The following is a 17,437-nucleotide window of genomic DNA, read 5'->3' as shown; positions in this document are numbered from 1 at the left end:
ATCATGACCATGGCTCAGCAAAAATGCACTCCCACCCCGGATCATCGCTGGATTTCGTGGCTGGCGGACGGATTCGGCTGGTTCGCAGCCAAAAGACGCGCGCATCTCGACATCAGGGACCTGTCGCCGCATCTTCAACGCGACATCGGTTTTCTCGATGGCAACGACCCTTTCGGGCCACACAAATAGCGTGGCCCGGTTTATCGCAATCAATCCCCAACTGACGGCGGCCGGTTACAGGCCCGTCAGCAGGGCCGCGGCGGTCCGTTCATCGGTAATGAGGCCGTTGATCAGCCGCCGGTTGGCAGCCGCCAAAATGCCCGGCAGTTTGCGTTCGCCCATGGCCAGCGCGATGACCAGCGACTTTTCACGCGACGGCAGCGATGCCGACGACACCCGGTCGTTGGTGATGCCCTCGATCATGCGGCCGTCCCTGTCGAACACCCAGCCGACGATCTCGGCGACGCCGCCGGCCTTCTGCAGGGCCTTCAACTCGCTTTCGGAAATGAAGCCATCCTCGTAGAGCGGCGCCTTGGGACCGAGATCGCCAATGCCGATGAAGGTGACGTCGGCCTCCGCGGCGAGCGCCAGCGTCGGCTGGATCATCGGCTGGTTGAGCAGCATCTCGCGTTCCTCCGGCGAGGAGGCGATGACCGGCAGCGGCATCGGGAAGGATCGCGCCTTGACCCTGTCGGCCATGGTGAAGATGACGTTGTAGAAAGCGGCCGAGCCGTCCGGCGAGATGTTGCCGGTCAAGGACACCACCTTATGCTGCGGGCATTCCATCGGCGGCAGTTGTTCGATCGCGGCCTTCAGCGTGCGCCCGGTGCCGATGCCCATGACGATCGGCGTCGGTGACCGCAACCGCCGCTCGATCTCGGCGGCCGCCGCCTCGGCGATGCCGATGGTCGTCGACGACGACGTCGGGTCGCTCGGCACCACTTCGACAAGGTCGAGCGCGAAGCGCGATTTCAATCGTGCCGCAAGGTCCAGGCAGTTGGCGATCGGATGATCGACGCGAACCTTGATCAAGCCTTCCGACACCGCCAGCGACACCAGCCGCTGCGCCGTCTGCCGGGAGATGCCGAGCGTGGCGGCGATCTGGTCCTGTGTGTTGCCGGCAACATAATAGAGCCAGCCGGCGCGCGCAGCGTCGTCCAGCCTGTTTGAGCCGCCATCCTGCCGGGTACTCACGTCCTGCCTCCCGAAACCGCCGGCTATCAGGCGGTCAGGTCTTACTTTCGCAGGGAATGCCTTGCTGCGCAATTGTCAATCTCAAGGGCAAATGCTTGCACCCGCGCAGCTGAGGTGGTTCCGCCGACAAAGTCTGGCCGGAGAAAGCGGGGCAATTTCGGTTGCGGTTGCAGCCACGTTCTGCGGTCTCGACGGTTTATCTCCTGACGCAAACCCTTTAAGGGATCGCAAAAAGGAGCGCTGCATGACACCGAAGGCGGTTTTCTGGGACATGGACGGCACGCTGGTCGACAGCGAGCCGCTGCACGAAGCCGCTTTGATAGCGGCGATGCGCAATGTCGGTCTCAAGCCGCCCGCCGACCTGCACGAGCGCGTACTCGGCGTTGCCGCCTGGCCGGTCTACGAGATGATGCGCGACGAATTCGGCCTGGACCTGCCGTTCGACGACTGGATCATGCGCAAATACGAGCACTATCTGCCGCTGGTCGAAGGCTTGAAGCCACGCCCCGGCGCCATCGAGGTCTTCAACGAACTGCGCGCAAAGGGCGTGCAGCAAGCGGTGGTCTCCAATTCAGACCGCATGATCGTCGACGCCAATCTGCGCATGGTCGGCCTGACCTATCCCGGTATGAAGACGATCAGTCGCAATGACGTGCGCGAAGGCAAGCCGCACGCCGAACCGTTCCTGCGCGCCGCCTATCTGGCCGATGTCGATCCCGTGCACGCGATGGCGGTCGACGACAGCTGGCCGGGCGCCCTGGCGGGGCTGGCGGCGGGCATGAAGACGATTTTCTGGCCGGAAAAGCCGATGGAAGGACCGCCCGGCGCCATTGTCATCAACAGCGCCGAGGAACTGCGCCGGGAAGTCGGGCTTTAATTCCGGTAGACCGGTTCCTGCTCGTCGAGGATCGCCTTCAACTCGCTGAGATGGCGATCGGCCTGACCGGGATAATCGTCCGTCTCTGTCGCCGTCTTCTCGGCGATCGCGTCGGACAGCGTGCGCAGCGGCCGGCCGGTCCACAGCGCCTTGATGTAGGTCTCGGCGGCGCGCTCGAAATAGAACATGCGGTTGAAGGCATCGGCGACTGTGTCGCCGATCACCAGCACGCCATGATTGCCCATCACCATCACCTTGACCTTGGGATCGGTGAGGAGCTGCGAGCAGCGCTCGCCCTCCTCCTCGAAGGCCAGCCCGCCATAATGGGCGTCGACGACATGGCGGTTGAAGAACATCGCCGAATTCTGGTCGATCGGTGGCAGAGTCGAATCCGCAAGCGAGGCCAGCACGGTGGCATGGATCGAATGCACATGCATGACGCAGCGCGCGTGCGGCACGTTGCGATGGATGGCGCCGTGCAGGCCCCACGCCGTCGGGTCCGGCGCGTTGGGGCCGGAGAGCGTGTCGGGATCGTTGGCGTCGATCAGCAACAGGTCGCTCGCCTTGATGCGCGAGAAATGCACCTGGTTGGGGTTCATCAGGAACTGAGTGCCGTCGTCATTGACGGCCAGCGAGAAATGGTTGGCCACCGCCTCGTGCATGTTGAGCCGCGCCGTCCAGCGGAAGGCACAGGCAAGATCGACGCGCTCCTCATAGAAGGGCAGGTTGGTCAGCGGCTCTTTCTGCAGGCGGGCAATGCTCATCTCGAAATCTCCAGTTTTGGCAAGAATGGCGCGACCAACGTCTGCTCGCAACCGGTTTCGATTGGTGCAGGCTGTCCGTCAGGCGGCAGTGCTGGCGGCAGCGACGGCCCTCAGCCCGCCATGCTCGACGATGAAGTCGATGACCTCCTGCAGCCCCTTGCCGCGCGACAGATCGGTGAAGCCGAACGGCCGCTTGCCGCGCATGCGGCCGGCGTCGCTCTCCATCACGTCCAGGTTGACGTTCACATAGGGCGCCAGATCGCTCTTGTTGATGACCAGGAAATCGGACCGGGTGATCGCCGGCCCGCCCTTGCGCGGGATCTCTTCGCCCTGGCAGACCGAGATCACGTAAAGCGTCAGGTCAGCAAGGTCCGGCGAAAAGGTGGCGGCGAGGTTGTCGCCACCGGATTCGATGAAGATGATGTCGAGATCGGGGAACTTCTTGTTCATCTCGGCGATCGCCTGGAGATTGATCGAGGCGTCTTCGCGAATGGCGGTGTGTGGGCAGCCGCCGGTCTCGACACCCATGATGCGATCCTCCGGCAGCGCCTGCAGCCGGGCCAGCATCATGGCGTCTTCCTTGGTGTAGATGTCGTTGGTGACGACCGCGATCGAGAACTCATCGCGCAACGCCTTGCACAGCTTCTCGGTGAGCGTCGTCTTGCCGGAGCCGACAGGGCCACCAATGCCGATGCGAAGAGGGCCATTAGCTTGGGTCATGTCGGGAACTCCATGATGGCAAGGGTAGCGAAGCCGAGCCCGATCAACAGGCATAGCGGCGAATAATATCTGACATCGAGCCGAGCGAAAGGCTGCTCGGGCGCCAGCCGCCGCCACCATGGCGTGAAGCCGGCAATGCCGCGGCCGAGGAACACCAGCCCGATGAGCAGCGAGGTGGCGGCAAGGCCCTCTTTGGGGAAGGGCGAGGCAAAAAAACCGATGAGCGCCAGCGGCCACAGCGTCGCCAGGCCAAGACAGGCGGCAACGGCGAAACTGGCGAAAGGCGTCGGCATTTCATCGACCCCACGAAAACCGACAACGGCGCGGGCGCAGGAGGCGCCATCCGTACCCGGCCAGATGCCGCCAATGCCCCAATAGACATGCAGGGCGGTGATCAGCAGCAGGACCAGGGAGAGGGCGAAAGCGAGGGCGATCATGAACGGAACAGCCGCGAATACTGGGTTTCGTGCTTCATCGCCATGACGTCAGAGATGAAGGCGCAGCCACCGAGATCATCCAGTGCCGACCGGGACGCGCGGGTTGCGGTCGAGAGCGCCAACGGCTCGAATCCGGCCAACAGTGTGGTGGCCTCTTTCTGACCGACGACACCGAGCCTGATCGCCGCCTGGACGAGATTGGAGAAGAAGGCTTGCAGGAAGGCGGAGAGCGCGTCCGGCAGGGCGATGCCATTGCCGCCGGCGATGGCGCCGACAGCGATGCAGTAAGCGCATTCGGCCGGCAAGCGCTCCAGCACCGGGTTGGGCCAAGCTGCGGCAGCCCTGAGGAAGGCTGCACCTTGCAGCATGGTCTCGGTGTGGCGCTCGCGCGAGCCGGCGAGTGCCTCGGCCAGTGCGGCGATTTCGTCGAGATCGCCGCCGTCGCGGGCGCGGCGCCAGCTCTCGGCGAACAGCACGGCATCGTTCCAGCCCGAGCCCATCTCCACAAGCGTTTCCAACCAGCTGGCCAGACTCCCGGCATCGGTTACCAGCCCGTCATGCACCGCGCGCTCCAGACCATGGCTGTAGGCAAAGCCGCCGACCGGAAAGGCCGGCGACAGCCACGCCATCAGCCGCAAGAGCGCTATGGTCGAAGGCTGCTCAGTCATGGTCGTGGTGATGACCGGCGTGGGAATGGCTGTGCGCGTGGGAATGCGATTCGCCATGCGTGTGCGAATGCGCCTCCGCGTGGCTGTGGGCATGGCCGTGATCATGCCCGCTGGAATAGGCGCCGCGCACCGGCTTGAACGGTTCGGAAACCTCGCGCACCGTGGCGCCAAGTCCCTCCAGCATCGCCTTGATGACATGGTCGCGCAGGATGACGATGCGATCCGTCTCGATACCCGCCGCCAGGTGACGGTTGCCGATATGCCAGGCAAGCTCGGACAGATGTACGCCGTCGCGGGCGCGGATGTCGTAGACCTCTTCTGGTGCAGCAGCGATCTCGACATGACGGCCATCCTCCAGCACCAGACGGTCGCCATCGTTCAAGGCAACGGGTTCGGGCAGGTCGACCAGCACTTTGCTGCCGTCTGACAATTCGATGGCGCGGCGACGCAGATGGCGTTCGTCATGGGCGAGAACCGCACGGCCTGATGGCGCCGTGGTTCCAGCCGCACCGGCAGGCAGCACGGAAACGGCGCGCGGGAATTTGGTGAAGTCGGTGTTGAGATTGAGCTTCATTTCATCGAGCCTCCGTTGGCTTGCGCCCGCGCACGGGCAGGCCGCGCCAGAACGCGGTCGAAATAGGCGTTGACGCGCTCGGACTCGATCGGGAATTTTCCGGCGCGGGCCCAGCCGCCCATGTCGCCCAACAGCACATCAACGGCGGAAAACCGGTCGCCGAGCGCAAACGGTCTGTCACCAAGCCGGCGATCCAGCGCCTTAAGCTCCGAGACGAAGTCATAGGTCGCCGCGGGGCCGACATCGACGCGAACTTCTTTCGGCAGCAGGAAGCGGTGGCGCAGTTTGTTCCACAGCGGCGCCTCGAACTCGCTTTGGGCAAAATGCATCCAGGAATCCATCTCGGCACGGCCGGCGACACCCGGATTGGCGCCCATGCCTTTGTCGGCATGCTTGTCGGCCAGATAGACGCAGATCGCCGCGGAATCCGTCACCGTCAGCTCGCCGTCGATGAGGATCGGCACCTTGCCCGACGGGTTGAGCGCATAGGCTTCCGGCGAGCGCAGCTTGACCTCGACGAATTCATAGGGCTGCCCGAGTTCCTCGAGCATCCAGAGAACGCGGCTGACCCGGGATCCGCGCGATCCGATGGCCTTATACATCGTTGAAACCTGCCTTTCACCGGACCCTAGACCATCCGCTATCGTCATACGATGGTGTCGAAGAGCCGCAGGATGAACGATACCTGATAGATCAGCGTGCCGACGACAAAGGCAATGTGAAAGCGGCGGTCGCGCACCAGTATGGCGGCAATGCACAGTGCCACGAAGACCGGTGTGCGGAACAGATACTCATTGCCGTAGCGGGCGAAATGCTCCGGGCCTTTCAGCAGCGTGTCAACGACATCGAGGAGATAGGTCGCCGCCAGCAGGCCGAAGAACCAGCCCCGGCGAGAATAGAAGAAATCCTCGTAGCTGGTGTAGTCCAGCATTGAATCCGGAAACAGCAGCGCGCACAGCAGGAACAGCGTGATGGCGTAGAAGATCAAGAACAGGTATTTGCCGAAAGTCCAGACCTCTATGGTGTAGAGACCGAACTCCCACCACCAGAAATGCACCAGCAGCAACAGCATGGAGGCGACCCAGGCGAGGTGCACGGGATAAAGCCTGTATTGGCCGGGATGCTGGACGATGCGCGCCACCCCAGACAGCAGGCGGGCGACGCCAAGCCCGATCACCATGCCCATGACGATGCGGATATGCGGGAAAATATCGTGGGGAGAGGCTAGTTCGGTGGCCATGGGCGGATACCAATGCTCACGACGTGATGAAATATCTGCGACGGACCAATTCTCGGTTACCCGCGAATAAGTTTGTCCGAAGACCACGGCGCACCTGGAAAATAGTCATGGTCCAGAATGTCCCTGATCGCATACGGGCAATCAACAGGGAAATCGCGATCTGTCATGCCGGTTTCGTCCAGCGCCTTTAATCTTGCTATCTTGAACTCTCGTCCGAGCATCTGCGCCGGATATGCTTTCAGGCTCGGACTTTCATCGAGCAGATTTTCTATCCGATGCCGCTGCTCACGGATTGTCAGCAGCCATCCAGTTTTGCGCTGCTCCGGCTGAAACTCCCATTTGAGCAAGTGAAGGACCAGGGTACCAAGCCTGCTTGCAATTTCCCTTTTGTCGCTCCGCCCCAAGCTCTCGATCTCCTCGGCAAGATTCTCGCGGTCGAGGTCGGATAGACGACCTTCGCGCAACAGCGCGCCTTGCTCCGCGCACCACTGAGCATAATCGGCCTCATAGGGCGTCAATTGCTGTTTTCGAAAGATCTTGTTCATGAAGCGTATATTGCTCCAAAGGCCCCGGATTTCCAAGTTGGAAGCTAAAGCATGCCGGCGATCAGGCGGATCCACGAAGTACCGTCGGTTTCGAGGACGGCTTCGCGTCGGCACTTGACGAAATGCGCGCACTTCTCAGAGGCATTTGCCCGAATTCATGAACCATGACTTTGGGGCCGGCCTCAAAACAGAAAATACCGCTGCGCCATCGGCAGCACCGTCGCTGGCTCGCAGGTCAGCAACTCACCGTCGGCGCGCACCTCGTAGGTTTCGGGATCGACCTCGACATGAGGCGTCGCGTCGTTGAGCACCATCGAATGTTTGCCGATGCCGCCGCGGGTGTTTTCGACGGCGACGAACTGCTTGTCGACGCCAAGCCGACCATGCAGGCCCGACTCGAGCGCTGCCTTCGAAACGAAAGTCACCGACGAGTTGGTCCGCGCCTTGCCATAGGCGCCGAACATGGGCCGGTAGTGCATCGGCTGCGGCGTCGGGATCGAGGCGTTGGGGTCGCCCATGGGTGCGGCGGCAATCATGCCGCCGATCAGCACCATGTCCGGCTTGACGCCAAAGAAGGCCGGGTTCCACAAAACGAGATCGGCGCGTTTGCCGACCGCGATCGAGCCGATATCTTTCGACAGTCCATGCGCGATGGCCGGATTGATCGTGTATTTGGCGATGTAGCGGCGGACGCGGAAATTGTCATTGTTGCCGGTTTCCTGCGGCAGCGAACCGCGCTGGCGCTTCATCTTGTCGGCAGTCTGCCAGGTGCGGATCGCCACCTCGCCGACGCGGCCCATCGCCTGGCTGTCGGACGAGATGATCGAGAAGGCGCCGATGTCGTGCAGGATATCCTCGGCAGCGATCGTCTCCTTGCGGATGCGGCTCTCGGCAAAGGCGATGTCCTCGGGGATGGACGGCGACAGATGATGGCAGACCATCAGCATGTCCAAATGCTCGGCCAGCGTGTTGACTGTGTAGGGCCGCGTCGGGTTGGTCGAGGACGGGATGACGTTGGGCAGGCCGCAGACCTTGATGATGTCAGGCGCATGGCCGCCGCCGGCGCCCTCGGTGTGGAAGGCGTGGATGGTGCGGCCCTTGATCGCCGCGACGGTGTTTTCGACAAAGCCGGATTCGTTGAGCGTATCGGTGTGGATCATCACCTGGACGTCGTACTCGTCCGCGACCGACAGGCAGCAGTCGATGGCCGCTGGTGTCGTGCCCCAATCCTCGTGCAGCTTGAGCGAACAGGCGCCGCCCAATACCATTTCTTCCAGTGCCGCCGGCAGCGAGGCATTGCCCTTGCCCGACAGGCCGATATTCATCGGGAAAGCATCGAAGGACTGGATCATGCGCGCCATGTGCCATGGCCCCGGCGTGCAGGTCGTCGCCAGCGTGCCATGCGCCGGGCCGGTGCCGCCGCCCAGCATGGTGGTGATGCCGCTCATCAGTGCTTCCTCGATCTGCTGCGGGCAGATGAAGTGGATATGCGCATCGAAGCCGCCTGCAGTCAGGATCTTGCCCTCGCCGGCGATGATCTCGGTGCCGGGGCCGATGATGATCGTGACGCCGTCCTGCGTATCGGGATTGCCGGCCTTGCCTATAGCCGCGATGCGTCCATCCCTGAGCCCGATGTCGGCCTTGAAGATGCCTGCGGACGCATCGACCACCAGCGCGTTGGTGATGACGGTGTCGACCGCGCCCTGGGCCCTGGACACCTGGCTCTGGCCCATGCCGTCGCGGATGACCTTGCCGCCGCCGAATTTTACTTCTTCACCGTAAATGGTGAGATCCCTTTCGACCTCGATGAACAGCTCGGTGTCGGCAAGCCGTACCTTGTCGCCGACCGTCGGGCCATACATCTGGGCGTAGGCGGCGCGGGTTATTCTGGCCATCAGCGATTGCTCCCGAAATGCGATTTGTCTGAAACCTGCCCGCACATTGTTGCCATCCAATGGTCATTCAATGACCCGCTGGCCGACACCTTCTGATCCCATTTGGCGGTTGAGGTTGGGAGGTCACCCCAAAACACCCGTTTGCCAAATCGATGGAAGGAAAATCCATGCGCAAATCGATAGTTCTTGTAGCCGCCGCCAGCCTGATGCTGGCCGGTGCCGCCAGTGCCCAGCAGCAACCCACGCCGGAGCCTGCTCCAGCCCCAACCGCGCCTGCCCCCGCCGCTCCCAAGGCTCAGGCACCGGCGATCCAGAGCGTCAACATCGTCGACATCAAGGAACTGCCGCCAGCCACGCAGACCGAGGTCAATCAGATTGTCGCCCAGCGCGGCGACGCCGGTTTGCAGAAGCTGCGGAGCTCGATCGACGCCACGCCCGAGGTGAAGTCCGCGATGGACGCCAAGGGAGTGACCTCGGCGCAGGTGATCGCGGCCAGCATGCAGCCCAATGGCGCGTTGACCCTGATCACCAAGAAGGCGAGTTGACGACGCGGCTTGGCGGGCCGGTATCCGGCCTGCCGACCGCATTGGACGGGGAACCTTGGCAAGGCGGGAGACGTTTTGCTGCCTGACGGAAACAAATCCCGAAAGCGAATCATGGCCGTTCCAGCGTTGCCCACCCCCCAATGGCTGCCCGTGCTCGTGGTAACCGGGTTTTTGGCCGCAACTCTGCCCTTTGCCAACGCGCAGGGCCTGGAAAACCCTGAAACCGTCAACCGGATCGTTGGATCGCAGGTCAATCAGGAAGTAGCCAGGACCACCGCTGAAATCGGAAAAGTCAGTTCGGCGATCGACCGCACGCGTGAAAACATCAGCACGGTGCGCAAGACGTCCAAGCTCGACAAGGTCGACATCGTGTTCCTGACCGACGCCGCGCGCAGCGAAGGCGGCCCGCCGCCGGCCATCGAGAACAAGGTCCGGCAGCATAAGGACGACGTCGCCGAACTGCGCAAGGAGATCGAGGCGAACGCTTTGCTGTTCAATGCCATCGATTCGCGGCGCGTGCTGGCGCAGGACGTCCTCGCCGTCGAGTTCGACGATCCGGGAAAGATTGTCATCTATGCGGCTGCCAAGCCCTCCAGATGACTTAAGCGCGCCGCTACACGTCACAGCTTGCCCATGATCTTCTGCTGGAACCCGTAAACCTCGCGTTTTCCCCCGAGCGGCACCAGCGTGACGTCGCGCTCCTGGCCCGGTTCGAAGCGCATGGCGGTGCCGGCGGCGATGTCGAGGCGCATGCCGCGGGCCTGTTCGCGGTCGAATTTCAGCCCCTCATTGGTCTCGTAGAAATGGTAGTGGCTGCCGACCTGAACTGGCCGATCGCCACTGTTGGCAACTTTCAGGGTGACGGTCGCCAGACCCTTGTTGAGCTCGATGTCGCCTTGGACGGGGATGATTTCGCCGGGGATCATTGGACCTCACACAACGCCGAAAGCGAGGCCGACACCGATCGCCGCGCAGGCAGCACCCGCGACGCGGGCCAGACCACGCAACCTCAGGCCAAGACCAAGCCCGGCGGCGATGCCGACGGCATGGAGCAGCGCCGTGGCGACGGCAAAGCCCGCCATATACTCGAGCCCGCCGGCATTTTCCGGCACTTCGGTGCCATGGGCGTGCCCGTGAAACAGCGCGAACAGGCCGATAATGGCAACACCGGCTGAGACGGGCAGATCGACCGCCAGCGCCACCAGCAGGCCGAGCGCCACGACGGAGGCCAGTATGCCCGGCTCGACGAAGGGCACCGGCACATAGGCCATGCCAAGGGCCGCGCCGCCCAGCATGACGCCGACAAAGGCAGCCGGCCACGCCCAGATCGCTCTGCCGCCCTTGAGTGCCGCCCACAGCCCGACCGCGATCATCACCGTCATGTGATCAAGGCCGGAGAGCGGGTGCATGAAGCCGGCCGTGAAGGACGACGTCGTGCCGATGCCGACATGGGCGTAGGCGGGCATTGCCGCGGCCAGAAACAGGATCGCCGAGAGTGACAGTCGTTTGGCAGGGATCATTTCCATTTGCCTTCCGTTTCCAATGTCAGGGTATTCATGCCGCCTTGCGAGGGCCGCAGCCTTCGGCCTTGAGGACGCGCCTGGTCGAAGCCGGATATTTTTCCAGCTTCGCCGCCGGGCGGATCGGCCGGGCCGAAAAATTGCCGCCGCAATTGGGGCAGACGCCCTTGAGTACGTGTTCCACACAATCGGCGCAGAAGGTGCACTCGAAGGTGCAGATCAATGCGTCCGTCGCCGCCGGCGGCAGGTTCTTGTCGCAGCACTCGCAGTTCGGACGCAGTTCAAGCATTTTCCTCTCCTCACCTGATGGGTTCGTGCACGGTCACCAGCTTGGTACCGTCGGGAAAAGTCGCCTCCACCTGCACGTCATGGATCATCTCGGCGATGCCTTCCATCACCTGCGCGCGGGTGACGACGTGGGCGCCGGCCTCCATCAGTTCGGCGACCGGACGGCCATCGCGGGCGCCTTCGACGACAAAATCAGTGATCAGCGCGATTGCTTCCGGATGGTTCAGTTTGACGCCGCGCTCCAGCCGCTTGCGAGCCACGATCGCCGCCATGGCAATCAGTAGCTTGTCTTTTTCCCTTGGCGTCAGGTTCATGCGGGTTCCCGAATCACAGTGACCATAATTTGGGCAGCCCCGCCCTTCCATTGAGCAACCCGACAAGCGGAACCAGCCGCCGGCGCAGTTGGTAGCTGTCCCCGGCGTACAGCCTCGCAAGAAGCTTGCCAGATGCCCTTACGCTCCAGGCGCTGGCGCCGCCCTGGTCACCGATGATCTCCCGGACCGGATCGAGCAAGGCCTCGGCTCGCGGCGACACCAGTAGCAGCGTCGCCACCGCGATTGCGCCGCCTGATATCGCTGGGCGGGCGAGGGTCGCGGCGATATCAGGCCCGATTCGGAAATCCTCGGCATGGATCAGGAAATCACCCTGGCGAACACGCCAGCGGTCACGGAAACTGCCTTGCGCGGCGCGTTCGCCCATGGCCAGGCGGCCGAAGACGGTCGCCTCCAGCACCAGCGCCTCGGCGCCTTCGGCAAGATCGACATCCAATGTACGGGCAAAGGCGGCCCGGTCGAAGACGATGGTTTCCTGCGGCAGCCAAGCGATACGGCCGTTTTCGCCGACAGTCAGCTCTATCCGCACTTCGGCATGGTCGGATGCAGCGCGATAGACCTTCTCGCAGGCCTGGGTCGTTATAGCAGCCGAGGCATTCGCGCCGACATCCACCTCCCATGCGAGGCGGTCGCCGCCGGTCAGTCCGCCGGCGGTGTTGATCAGAACCGCCTCCAGCGGATCGGCCGAAACGGCCGGAAGCCTTATCTTGGCGGAGCCATCCTGATAGAGGCGCTGCAACCGCGTGCGACCGTCGGCGCTGGCGCAGCCCAGCTGTGCCAGACCCGCGGCGCGCTGGGCCGGCTGGCCCGAAAACTTGGTATATTCGATCGTATCCACGCCGTCAGGTTAAGCACTGCGGCGGTTTTGTCGATATATAGCTTGTTGCTTGATGGCGTTTCCGTTTCTATAGAGGGAGCCACCTTGGTGCGGTCATGCGATGCTTGGCGGGGGTGTAAGGCGACGGTCGCGGCCTGATATCGAGGACAAGAAGGCGCTGTTCAGTTGGCGTCGAGAAACGAAAAGTGGGGACGAGACGGAATGGCTGACCAACTGGCAACGGATATAATCGAGAAGATCAAGGCTCACGCCGAGCCGGGCGGTGAGGAAATCACCGCGAGCACCGAATTGACGTCGCTGGGCATCCATTCGCTGGAACTGACGGAGATCATCTTCGATCTCGAGGAGCAGTACGGCATCGAGATCGAGATGAACACGGTCGATGCCTGGAGCAATCTGAAGAATGTTGGCGACATGGTCGAGGCCGTTCGCGCGCTGATCGCGAAAAAAGCCTGAACTGAATGCTGAAGCGCGTCGTCATTACCGGCATGGGTGGCATTTGCGGGCTCGGCACCAACGCGCCCGCGATCTGGAACGAGATGCGTGCCGGTCGCTCGGCCATTGGCCAGATCAGCAGTCCGCAACTGCATGATCTGAAGGTCAAGGTCGGAGCTGAGATCAAGACGCTGCCCGACCATGGCATCGGCCACAAGCAGACGGTGTCGATGGACCGCTTCAGCCTTCTGGCGGTCATCGCAGCGCGAGAAGCCCTGCAGCAATCCGGCCTGGTTCCGGATGAAACCACCACCTATCGGATGGGCGCCGTCGTTGGCGTCGGCGTCTGCGGCTGGGAAGCGATCGAGGAGAGCTATCGCGCCATTCTGATCGAAGGCAAGAACCGCGCCGGCATCTTTACCGTTCCGAAGGTGATGCCCAGTGCGGCCTCGGGTCAGGTCAGCATGAATCTCGGCCTGCGCGGTCCGGTTTTCGGCGTAACCTCCGCTTGCTCCTCATCCAACCATGCCATTGCTTCGGCCGTCGACCAGATCAGGCTCGGCCGCGCCGACGTCATGGTCGCCGGCGGCACCGATGCGCCGCTTGTCTGGGGTATCCTGAAGGGCTGGGAGGCGTTGCGGGTGCTGGCGCCGGACACCTGCCGGCCGTTTTCAGCCGACCGCCAGGGCCTGTCGCTTGGTGAAGGCGCCGGCATGGCGGTGCTGGAAACTTATGAGCACGCCATGGCACGCGGCGCCACCATTCTCGCCGAAGTCGCGGGCGCCGGCCTATCCGCCGACGCATCCGACATTGTCGCACCCACGATTGAGGGACCGACGGCAGCCATGCGCGCCTGCCTGGCTGACGCTGGCCTCAATCCCGAGGATGTCGACTACCTCAATGCGCATGGCACCGGCACCAGGGCCAACGACCAGATCGAGACGGCGGCGATCAAGCGCGTCTTCGGCGATCACGCCTATAGACTGTCGGTGTCGTCGACCAAATCGATGCATGCCCACTGCCTTGGCGCATCAGGCGCGCTGGAGATGATCGCTTGCGTCAATGCGATCCGCGAAGGCATCGTGCCACCGACCGCGAACTATCGCGAGCCCGATCCCGATTGCGATCTCGACGTGACGCCCAACGTCGCGCGTGAGCGCAAGGTGCGCGCCGCAATCAGCAACGGTTTCGCCTTCGGTGGCACCAACGCGGTGCTGGCCTTCAAGGCGGTCTAATACCCGTGGTCACCACGGCCGGGCGGCCACCACCGCCACTCCGGTTCCGTTGACCGTCCGTGCACGGCGAAACCTTCGCCGCCATATTGATCACGCCGGGCCGCGGCCCTAATCCTTGGCAGACCCGCCAACCCGGCGCTTTTCGGCGCCAATCCCATTCAGGAGTTTTCCATGGCCGATCTGTCCGCCTTCCCGATCGCAACCCGCTGGCCGGCCAAGCATCCGGGCCAGATCCAGCTCTATTCGGCGCCGACGCCGAACGGGGTGAAGGTCTCGATCGCTCTGGAAGAGATTGGCCTGCCCTACGAGCCGCATTACGTCAACATCGGCAAGGATGAAAGCTGGACACCGGAATTCCTGTCGCTCAACCCCAATGGCAAGATCCCGGCGATTATCGATCCTGACGGTCCGGACGGCAAGCCGATCGGCCTGTTCGAATCCGGCGCCATCCTGCTCTATCTCGCTGAAAAGACCGGCCTGCTTCTGCCGGCGGATGCGGTGCGGCGCTACGAGACCATCCAGTGGGTGTTCTTCCAGATGGCCGCGGTCGGGCCGATGTTCGGCCAGCTCGGCTTCTTCCATAAATTCGCCGGCCGCGAGATCGCCGACAAGCGCCCGCTGGAACGTTACCGCGACGAATCGCGGCGGCTGCTCGGTGTGCTCGACAGCAGGCTGAAGGGCCGCAAATGGATCATGGGCAACGACTACACCATCGCCGACATTTCGCTGCTCGGCTGGGTGCGCAACCTGATCGGCTTCTATGAAGCAGGCGAGATCGTCGGCTTCAAAGACTTTGCCAATGTCGGCGCTTGGTTGGAGCGCGGCCTGGCGCGGCCGGCGGTACAGAAGGGCCTGACCATTCCGTCAAGGGGCTGAAACTGAGCTATAGGACAATCGCCTCGGCCGGGCAGGCGATGCAGGCCTTGCTACTTCGCCTTGGCCTTGGCCTTCGAACCGCCCCTGCCGATCACGGAAGCAGCAAGCGAAACGGCGCCGCGCGCGGTTGCGACCACCGCGCCGGCGGCAATATTCGCCGCCGTCCGGACGGCACCGGGTTTCGCCGGCACCGACTTACGCGGGCTGGCAACCTTCGCGGCCGGAGCGACTTTTCTAGGGGCGGCCTTGCCAAAGGCGCCCTTGGCGTCCTTCGAGCGTTCCGCAATCGCTGGACCCGCACCAGCCTTCGCCTGCGTTGCCTTCGCAGGCGCCGTCTTCGCGGGTTTTTTTGCCTTGGTTGCCATCGGAAAATCCCTTACGCCGGACAAATAGATTCTCTGTCATAACGGCGTGAAACTCTTAAAGTTCCCGTCCGAAAATACCGAAAATTAAGCGTGTTAACCAATGACCAGGTCGGCGGCCCGGCGCCGGCCCAGCACGCGCTCGATGTTGGGCATGTCGTTGGAGGCGATCCAGGCGCGCGCATCCTCGTCGGAACGGCCATGGCCGTGCCAGCGCTCCAGCAGTCGGCGTTCGAGTTCATTGCGCGGCACGTCGACGAATATCGAGAAATCGAACAGCGGCGCCAGCCGCGACCACGGCTCCTCATCGAGCAGTAGATAATTGCCTTCGACCAGGATGAACTTGGTCTCGGTGCCGACGATCGCCGCGGCGGCGCGCGACAGTTCCATGCTGCGGTCGAATACGGGGATCGCGATGTCGGGTTCGCCGGCCCGGATGCGCTTGAGCAGGGTTTCGAAGCCGGCAAAGTCAAAAGTTTCCGGAGCGCCCTTCCGCGCGCGCAGGCCGCGCGCGTTGAGCACGATGTCGTCATAGTGGAAGCCGTCCATCGGCACGACTTCCACCGCCCCTTCCGGCAAAAGGTCATGCAGGCCCGCCGACAGCGTCGACTTGCCGGCGCCCGGTGGCCCGGCGATGGCGACGATGAAGCGCTTGGCCTTGCCGGCGCGCTTGAAGATGCTGGCGGCGAGGTGGGCGATTTCGGACATGGGAACCTCACTTGCCTGAATGATCGGCACGATGCCGCATCTTGGCGGCAGTCGGTGAAAATTTCAAATCCCGCAGTCGAGCAATCCCGGCTCAGGCAGCCACAGGCTGGCCAATGCGCAGGAACGCGTCGTCGAAGGGCACTTGCGATGTCGAGCCATCGGCCGAGAGCCGCATCTGGCCGTCCGCTGTTGTGATCTCCCGCGGCGCAGTGCCGCCGGACAGCGCGCCGATGACATGGCGGAACGAGACGCTGCGACCTTCGCCGAGCGCAAAGGCGGTCGCCACGCCTTCGCGTTTCAGCCAATTGTCGCCGATCGAGGCGGCATGGCCGACGGCCGCACGGCCGTCCTCGATGCCGAGCACGCCCAGATGACGACCGCTCCACGGCGCATAGTCGCGCCCGCCATTGCTGAGCCACAGCATGGTGATCGGCAACTCAGCCGGGTTCTTCAGCACCAGAACCAGATCGTCCTCGGCCTGCCGCGCCAGCGCCGTCCAGCCTGGCCCGCCATGGTCGGCCTCGACCAGGGTGATGAAATCCTCGCGCCGGTCCTCCATGCGGTATTGCGTCAGGTCGAGCGTGCCGCCGCCGGTGGCGGGGAAATGGGTAAGGTCAGTGGATCGCGCCGGATAGGCCAGCATGAAGCGGCCGCGCGCCGGGTCAGGCTCCAGCGGCTCGTCCAGCGTCGCGGCGAAACGCTTCGGCGAAAAGGCCAGCCTGCCGCCGCCTTTCATCATCGTCATCGGGTGATGGGCGACGGAAATCGCGCCGGAGCCGCCGGAAAACACATGTTCCTGATAGAGGAATGGATGGTCGTCGCGCAGTGTAAAGATCTTGTCGACGCTGGCGCCCATGACCTTGTGGCGCAGCCGGAACACCGCGCGCCAGCCGCTATCCGTGGCGGCGCTCTCGACCACATCCCAGGCGCTGTTGGCCGGCCAGCCATGCAGCGGCGCCTCCTCGACATCGCTGCGCGAAAACGGCGCGCAGAGGAAATCGCCGGACAGCCGAACCGTGCCTTGCGGCAGGTCTGCGGGCAGCGCCTCGTTTGCATCGACCCACGGCGCGCGGTGCAGGGGCCTCAGTTGGCGCCCGCCGCTCTCGACGGTCATGTCGGCGATATGGCCAACCGTGAGGTCGAGCGAAACCGAAATACCCCTGGCCTTGATCGTGCTGATGGTCATTGCGCTCTCACCGATTCTGAAGGCGCAAACAGAACCTGTTTGGCGCGGCTTGCGCAAGCGTGATGTCGGGCATTTCGCATCAGGACTTCCTTCACCCTCCCCCTTGTGGGGAGGGTCGGCGAGCGGTCGAAGCGAAGCGGAGATCGTTCGACGGGGTGGGGGCTGGCGTCGGCGTTCCCCCACCCCGATCCGCCATGC

Annotated in this window: 25 protein-coding genes; 7 read left to right on the top strand and 18 right to left on the bottom strand. The window is 63.3% G+C overall.

The window, feature by feature from the left end; all coding sequences use genetic code 11:
* Positions 1 to 3: 3 nt before the first annotated feature.
* Positions 4 to 189, top strand: coding sequence for a hypothetical protein (locus EB235_RS03030; protein ID WP_027032425.1), 186 nt, complete (start codon positions 4 to 6; stop codon positions 187 to 189).
* Positions 190 to 234: 45 nt separating this feature from the next.
* On the opposite strand, the gene EB235_RS03025 is transcribed toward EB235_RS03030, so the two are convergent.
* Positions 235 to 1,194 (bottom strand): sugar-binding transcriptional regulator, encoded by a 960-nt coding sequence (locus EB235_RS03025; RefSeq protein WP_027032426.1) that lies wholly within the window; start codon positions 1,192 to 1,194, stop codon positions 235 to 237.
* 244 nt (positions 1,195 to 1,438) lie between these two features.
* On the opposite strand from EB235_RS03025, the gene EB235_RS03020 reads away from it, so the two are divergent.
* Positions 1,439 to 2,071: an HAD family hydrolase gene (locus tag EB235_RS03020; RefSeq protein ID WP_027032427.1), complete on the top strand. Its 633-nt coding sequence runs from the start codon at positions 1,439 to 1,441 to the stop codon at positions 2,069 to 2,071.
* On the opposite strand, the gene EB235_RS03015 is transcribed toward EB235_RS03020, so the two are convergent.
* The 9 genes from EB235_RS03015 to ureC all read right to left on the bottom strand — a co-directional run bounded on the left by EB235_RS03015 (position 2,068) and on the right by ureC (position 8,914).
* Complete coding sequence (locus EB235_RS03015; RefSeq protein WP_027032428.1) at positions 2,068 to 2,835, bottom strand: class II aldolase and adducin N-terminal domain-containing protein; 768 nt, start codon at positions 2,833 to 2,835, stop codon at positions 2,068 to 2,070. The genes EB235_RS03020 and EB235_RS03015 overlap by 4 nt on opposite strands.
* A gap of 78 nt (positions 2,836 to 2,913) precedes the next feature.
* Positions 2,914 to 3,555: an urease accessory protein UreG gene (gene ureG / locus EB235_RS03010; RefSeq protein ID WP_027032429.1), complete on the bottom strand. Its 642-nt coding sequence runs from the start codon at positions 3,553 to 3,555 to the stop codon at positions 2,914 to 2,916.
* Positions 3,552 to 3,992, bottom strand: coding sequence for a DUF3995 domain-containing protein (locus tag EB235_RS03005; RefSeq protein ID WP_027032430.1), 441 nt, complete (start codon positions 3,990 to 3,992; stop codon positions 3,552 to 3,554). Before EB235_RS03005 ends, ureG begins: the two co-directional genes overlap by 4 nt.
* The gene (locus EB235_RS03000) at positions 3,989 to 4,660 is read right to left on the bottom strand and encodes an urease accessory protein UreF (protein WP_032925783.1); all 672 of its coding nucleotides are present in this window, start codon (positions 4,658 to 4,660) and stop codon (positions 3,989 to 3,991) included. Before EB235_RS03000 ends, EB235_RS03005 begins: the two co-directional genes overlap by 4 nt.
* Positions 4,653 to 5,234 (bottom strand): urease accessory protein UreE, encoded by a 582-nt coding sequence (ureE, locus tag EB235_RS02995; RefSeq protein ID WP_027032432.1) that lies wholly within the window; start codon positions 5,232 to 5,234, stop codon positions 4,653 to 4,655. Before ureE ends, EB235_RS03000 begins: the two co-directional genes overlap by 8 nt.
* The gene (locus tag EB235_RS02990; RefSeq protein WP_027032433.1) at positions 5,231 to 5,836 is read right to left on the bottom strand and encodes a glutathione S-transferase family protein; all 606 of its coding nucleotides are present in this window, start codon (positions 5,834 to 5,836) and stop codon (positions 5,231 to 5,233) included. Before EB235_RS02990 ends, ureE begins: the two co-directional genes overlap by 4 nt.
* Before the next feature lie 44 nt (positions 5,837 to 5,880).
* Positions 5,881 to 6,474, bottom strand: coding sequence for a membrane protein (locus tag EB235_RS02985; RefSeq protein ID WP_027032434.1), 594 nt, complete (start codon positions 6,472 to 6,474; stop codon positions 5,881 to 5,883).
* Between the two features lie 56 nt (positions 6,475 to 6,530).
* Positions 6,531 to 7,019 (bottom strand): DUF29 domain-containing protein, encoded by a 489-nt coding sequence (locus EB235_RS02980; RefSeq protein ID WP_027032435.1) that lies wholly within the window; start codon positions 7,017 to 7,019, stop codon positions 6,531 to 6,533.
* A 182-nt stretch (positions 7,020 to 7,201) separates the two neighbouring features.
* Positions 7,202 to 8,914, bottom strand: coding sequence for an urease subunit alpha (ureC, locus tag EB235_RS02975; protein WP_027032436.1), 1,713 nt, complete (start codon positions 8,912 to 8,914; stop codon positions 7,202 to 7,204).
* Between the two features lie 167 nt (positions 8,915 to 9,081).
* On the opposite strand from ureC, the gene EB235_RS02970 reads away from it, so the two are divergent.
* Positions 9,082 to 9,459, top strand: a complete 378-nt coding sequence (locus EB235_RS02970; RefSeq protein ID WP_027032437.1) for a hypothetical protein — start codon at positions 9,082 to 9,084, stop codon at positions 9,457 to 9,459.
* 111 nt (positions 9,460 to 9,570) lie between these two features.
* Positions 9,571 to 10,059, top strand: a complete 489-nt coding sequence (locus EB235_RS02965) for a hypothetical protein (protein WP_027032438.1) — start codon at positions 9,571 to 9,573, stop codon at positions 10,057 to 10,059.
* 20 nt (positions 10,060 to 10,079) lie between these two features.
* On the opposite strand, the gene EB235_RS02960 is transcribed toward EB235_RS02965, so the two are convergent.
* From EB235_RS02960 to EB235_RS02940, 5 genes are read right to left on the bottom strand one after another with little or no spacing between them, the layout of a single operon-like run.
* Complete coding sequence (locus EB235_RS02960; RefSeq protein ID WP_027032439.1) at positions 10,080 to 10,385, bottom strand: urease subunit beta; 306 nt, start codon at positions 10,383 to 10,385, stop codon at positions 10,080 to 10,082.
* Between the two features lie 6 nt (positions 10,386 to 10,391).
* Positions 10,392 to 10,979: a HupE/UreJ family protein gene (locus EB235_RS02955; RefSeq protein ID WP_027032440.1), complete on the bottom strand. Its 588-nt coding sequence runs from the start codon at positions 10,977 to 10,979 to the stop codon at positions 10,392 to 10,394.
* 34 nt (positions 10,980 to 11,013) lie between these two features.
* Positions 11,014 to 11,268 (bottom strand): DUF1272 domain-containing protein, encoded by a 255-nt coding sequence (locus EB235_RS02950; protein WP_027032441.1) that lies wholly within the window; start codon positions 11,266 to 11,268, stop codon positions 11,014 to 11,016.
* A 10-nt stretch (positions 11,269 to 11,278) separates the two neighbouring features.
* Positions 11,279 to 11,581: an urease subunit gamma gene (locus EB235_RS02945; RefSeq protein ID WP_023693076.1), complete on the bottom strand. Its 303-nt coding sequence runs from the start codon at positions 11,579 to 11,581 to the stop codon at positions 11,279 to 11,281.
* A gap of 13 nt (positions 11,582 to 11,594) precedes the next feature.
* Entirely contained in the window at positions 11,595 to 12,437 is an 843-nt protein-coding gene (locus EB235_RS02940) for an urease accessory protein UreD (RefSeq protein WP_027032442.1), read from the bottom strand.
* 201 nt (positions 12,438 to 12,638) lie between these two features.
* Here EB235_RS02940 and EB235_RS02935 point away from each other — a divergent pair, with 201 nt between their 5' ends.
* The 3 genes from EB235_RS02935 to EB235_RS02925 all read left to right on the top strand — a co-directional run bounded on the left by EB235_RS02935 (position 12,639) and on the right by EB235_RS02925 (position 14,983).
* Complete coding sequence (locus tag EB235_RS02935) at positions 12,639 to 12,893, top strand: acyl carrier protein (RefSeq protein ID WP_027032443.1); 255 nt, start codon at positions 12,639 to 12,641, stop codon at positions 12,891 to 12,893.
* 5 nt (positions 12,894 to 12,898) lie between these two features.
* On the top strand, positions 12,899 to 14,107 hold the full coding sequence (locus tag EB235_RS02930; protein ID WP_027032444.1) for a beta-ketoacyl-[acyl-carrier-protein] synthase family protein: 1,209 nt from the start codon (positions 12,899 to 12,901) through the stop codon (positions 14,105 to 14,107).
* A 171-nt stretch (positions 14,108 to 14,278) separates the two neighbouring features.
* Positions 14,279 to 14,983, top strand: a complete 705-nt coding sequence (locus tag EB235_RS02925; protein ID WP_027032445.1) for a glutathione S-transferase family protein — start codon at positions 14,279 to 14,281, stop codon at positions 14,981 to 14,983.
* 50 nt (positions 14,984 to 15,033) lie between these two features.
* Here the strand turns inward: EB235_RS02925 and EB235_RS02920 are convergent, their stop codons facing one another.
* The 3 genes from EB235_RS02920 to EB235_RS02910 form a co-directional block, all read right to left on the bottom strand.
* The gene (locus tag EB235_RS02920) at positions 15,034 to 15,348 is read right to left on the bottom strand and encodes a hypothetical protein (RefSeq protein ID WP_027032446.1); all 315 of its coding nucleotides are present in this window, start codon (positions 15,346 to 15,348) and stop codon (positions 15,034 to 15,036) included.
* Between the two features lie 93 nt (positions 15,349 to 15,441).
* On the bottom strand, positions 15,442 to 16,053 hold the full coding sequence (locus EB235_RS02915) for a nucleoside triphosphate hydrolase (RefSeq protein WP_027032447.1): 612 nt from the start codon (positions 16,051 to 16,053) through the stop codon (positions 15,442 to 15,444).
* A 91-nt stretch (positions 16,054 to 16,144) separates the two neighbouring features.
* A complete protein-coding gene (locus tag EB235_RS02910) occupies positions 16,145 to 17,239 on the bottom strand; it encodes a hypothetical protein (RefSeq protein WP_027032448.1) in 1,095 nt (364 codons plus the stop codon).
* Between the last annotated feature and the right edge of the window lie 198 nt (positions 17,240 to 17,437).

Source organism: Mesorhizobium loti R88b (genome assembly GCF_013170845.1).
GTDB lineage: Bacteria > Pseudomonadota > Alphaproteobacteria > Rhizobiales > Rhizobiaceae > Mesorhizobium > Mesorhizobium loti_B.
The sequence above is the reverse complement of the archived record's forward strand: the minus strand, read 5'-3'. Positions and strand labels throughout refer to the sequence as shown.

Bases quoted from the DNA above. Each gene is read 5' to 3' on its own strand.
- EB235_RS03030 (WP_027032425.1), top strand. From the start codon at position 4: ATGACCATGGCTCAGCAAAAATGCACTCCCACCCCGGATCATCGCTGG.
- EB235_RS03020 (WP_027032427.1), top strand. From the start codon at position 1,439: ATGACACCGAAGGCGGTTTTCTGGGACATGGACGGCACGCTGGTCGAC.
- EB235_RS03015 (WP_027032428.1), bottom strand. From the start codon at position 2,835: ATGAGCATTGCCCGCCTGCAGAAAGAGCCGCTGACCAACCTGCCCTTC.
- ureG (WP_027032429.1), bottom strand. From the start codon at position 3,555: ATGACCCAAGCTAATGGCCCTCTTCGCATCGGCATTGGTGGCCCTGTC.
- EB235_RS03005 (WP_027032430.1), bottom strand. From the start codon at position 3,992: ATGATCGCCCTCGCTTTCGCCCTCTCCCTGGTCCTGCTGCTGATCACC.
- EB235_RS03000 (WP_032925783.1), bottom strand. From the start codon at position 4,660: ATGACTGAGCAGCCTTCGACCATAGCGCTCTTGCGGCTGATGGCGTGG.
- ureE (WP_027032432.1), bottom strand. From the start codon at position 5,234: ATGAAGCTCAATCTCAACACCGACTTCACCAAATTCCCGCGCGCCGTT.
- EB235_RS02990 (WP_027032433.1), bottom strand. From the start codon at position 5,836: ATGTATAAGGCCATCGGATCGCGCGGATCCCGGGTCAGCCGCGTTCTC.
- EB235_RS02985 (WP_027032434.1), bottom strand. From the start codon at position 6,474: ATGGCCACCGAACTAGCCTCTCCCCACGATATTTTCCCGCATATCCGC.
- EB235_RS02980 (WP_027032435.1), bottom strand. From the start codon at position 7,019: ATGAACAAGATCTTTCGAAAACAGCAATTGACGCCCTATGAGGCCGAT.
- ureC (WP_027032436.1), bottom strand. From the start codon at position 8,914: ATGGCCAGAATAACCCGCGCCGCCTACGCCCAGATGTATGGCCCGACG.
- EB235_RS02970 (WP_027032437.1), top strand. From the start codon at position 9,082: ATGCGCAAATCGATAGTTCTTGTAGCCGCCGCCAGCCTGATGCTGGCC.
- EB235_RS02965 (WP_027032438.1), top strand. From the start codon at position 9,571: ATGGCCGTTCCAGCGTTGCCCACCCCCCAATGGCTGCCCGTGCTCGTG.
- EB235_RS02960 (WP_027032439.1), bottom strand. From the start codon at position 10,385: ATGATCCCCGGCGAAATCATCCCCGTCCAAGGCGACATCGAGCTCAAC.
- EB235_RS02955 (WP_027032440.1), bottom strand. From the start codon at position 10,979: ATGATCCCTGCCAAACGACTGTCACTCTCGGCGATCCTGTTTCTGGCC.
- EB235_RS02950 (WP_027032441.1), bottom strand. From the start codon at position 11,268: ATGCTTGAACTGCGTCCGAACTGCGAGTGCTGCGACAAGAACCTGCCG.
- EB235_RS02945 (WP_023693076.1), bottom strand. From the start codon at position 11,581: ATGAACCTGACGCCAAGGGAAAAAGACAAGCTACTGATTGCCATGGCG.
- EB235_RS02935 (WP_027032443.1), top strand. From the start codon at position 12,639: ATGGCTGACCAACTGGCAACGGATATAATCGAGAAGATCAAGGCTCAC.
- EB235_RS02930 (WP_027032444.1), top strand. From the start codon at position 12,899: ATGCTGAAGCGCGTCGTCATTACCGGCATGGGTGGCATTTGCGGGCTC.
- EB235_RS02925 (WP_027032445.1), top strand. From the start codon at position 14,279: ATGGCCGATCTGTCCGCCTTCCCGATCGCAACCCGCTGGCCGGCCAAG.
- EB235_RS02920 (WP_027032446.1), bottom strand. From the start codon at position 15,348: ATGGCAACCAAGGCAAAAAAACCCGCGAAGACGGCGCCTGCGAAGGCA.
- EB235_RS02915 (WP_027032447.1), bottom strand. From the start codon at position 16,053: ATGTCCGAAATCGCCCACCTCGCCGCCAGCATCTTCAAGCGCGCCGGC.
- EB235_RS02910 (WP_027032448.1), bottom strand. From the start codon at position 17,239: ATGACCATCAGCACGATCAAGGCCAGGGGTATTTCGGTTTCGCTCGAC.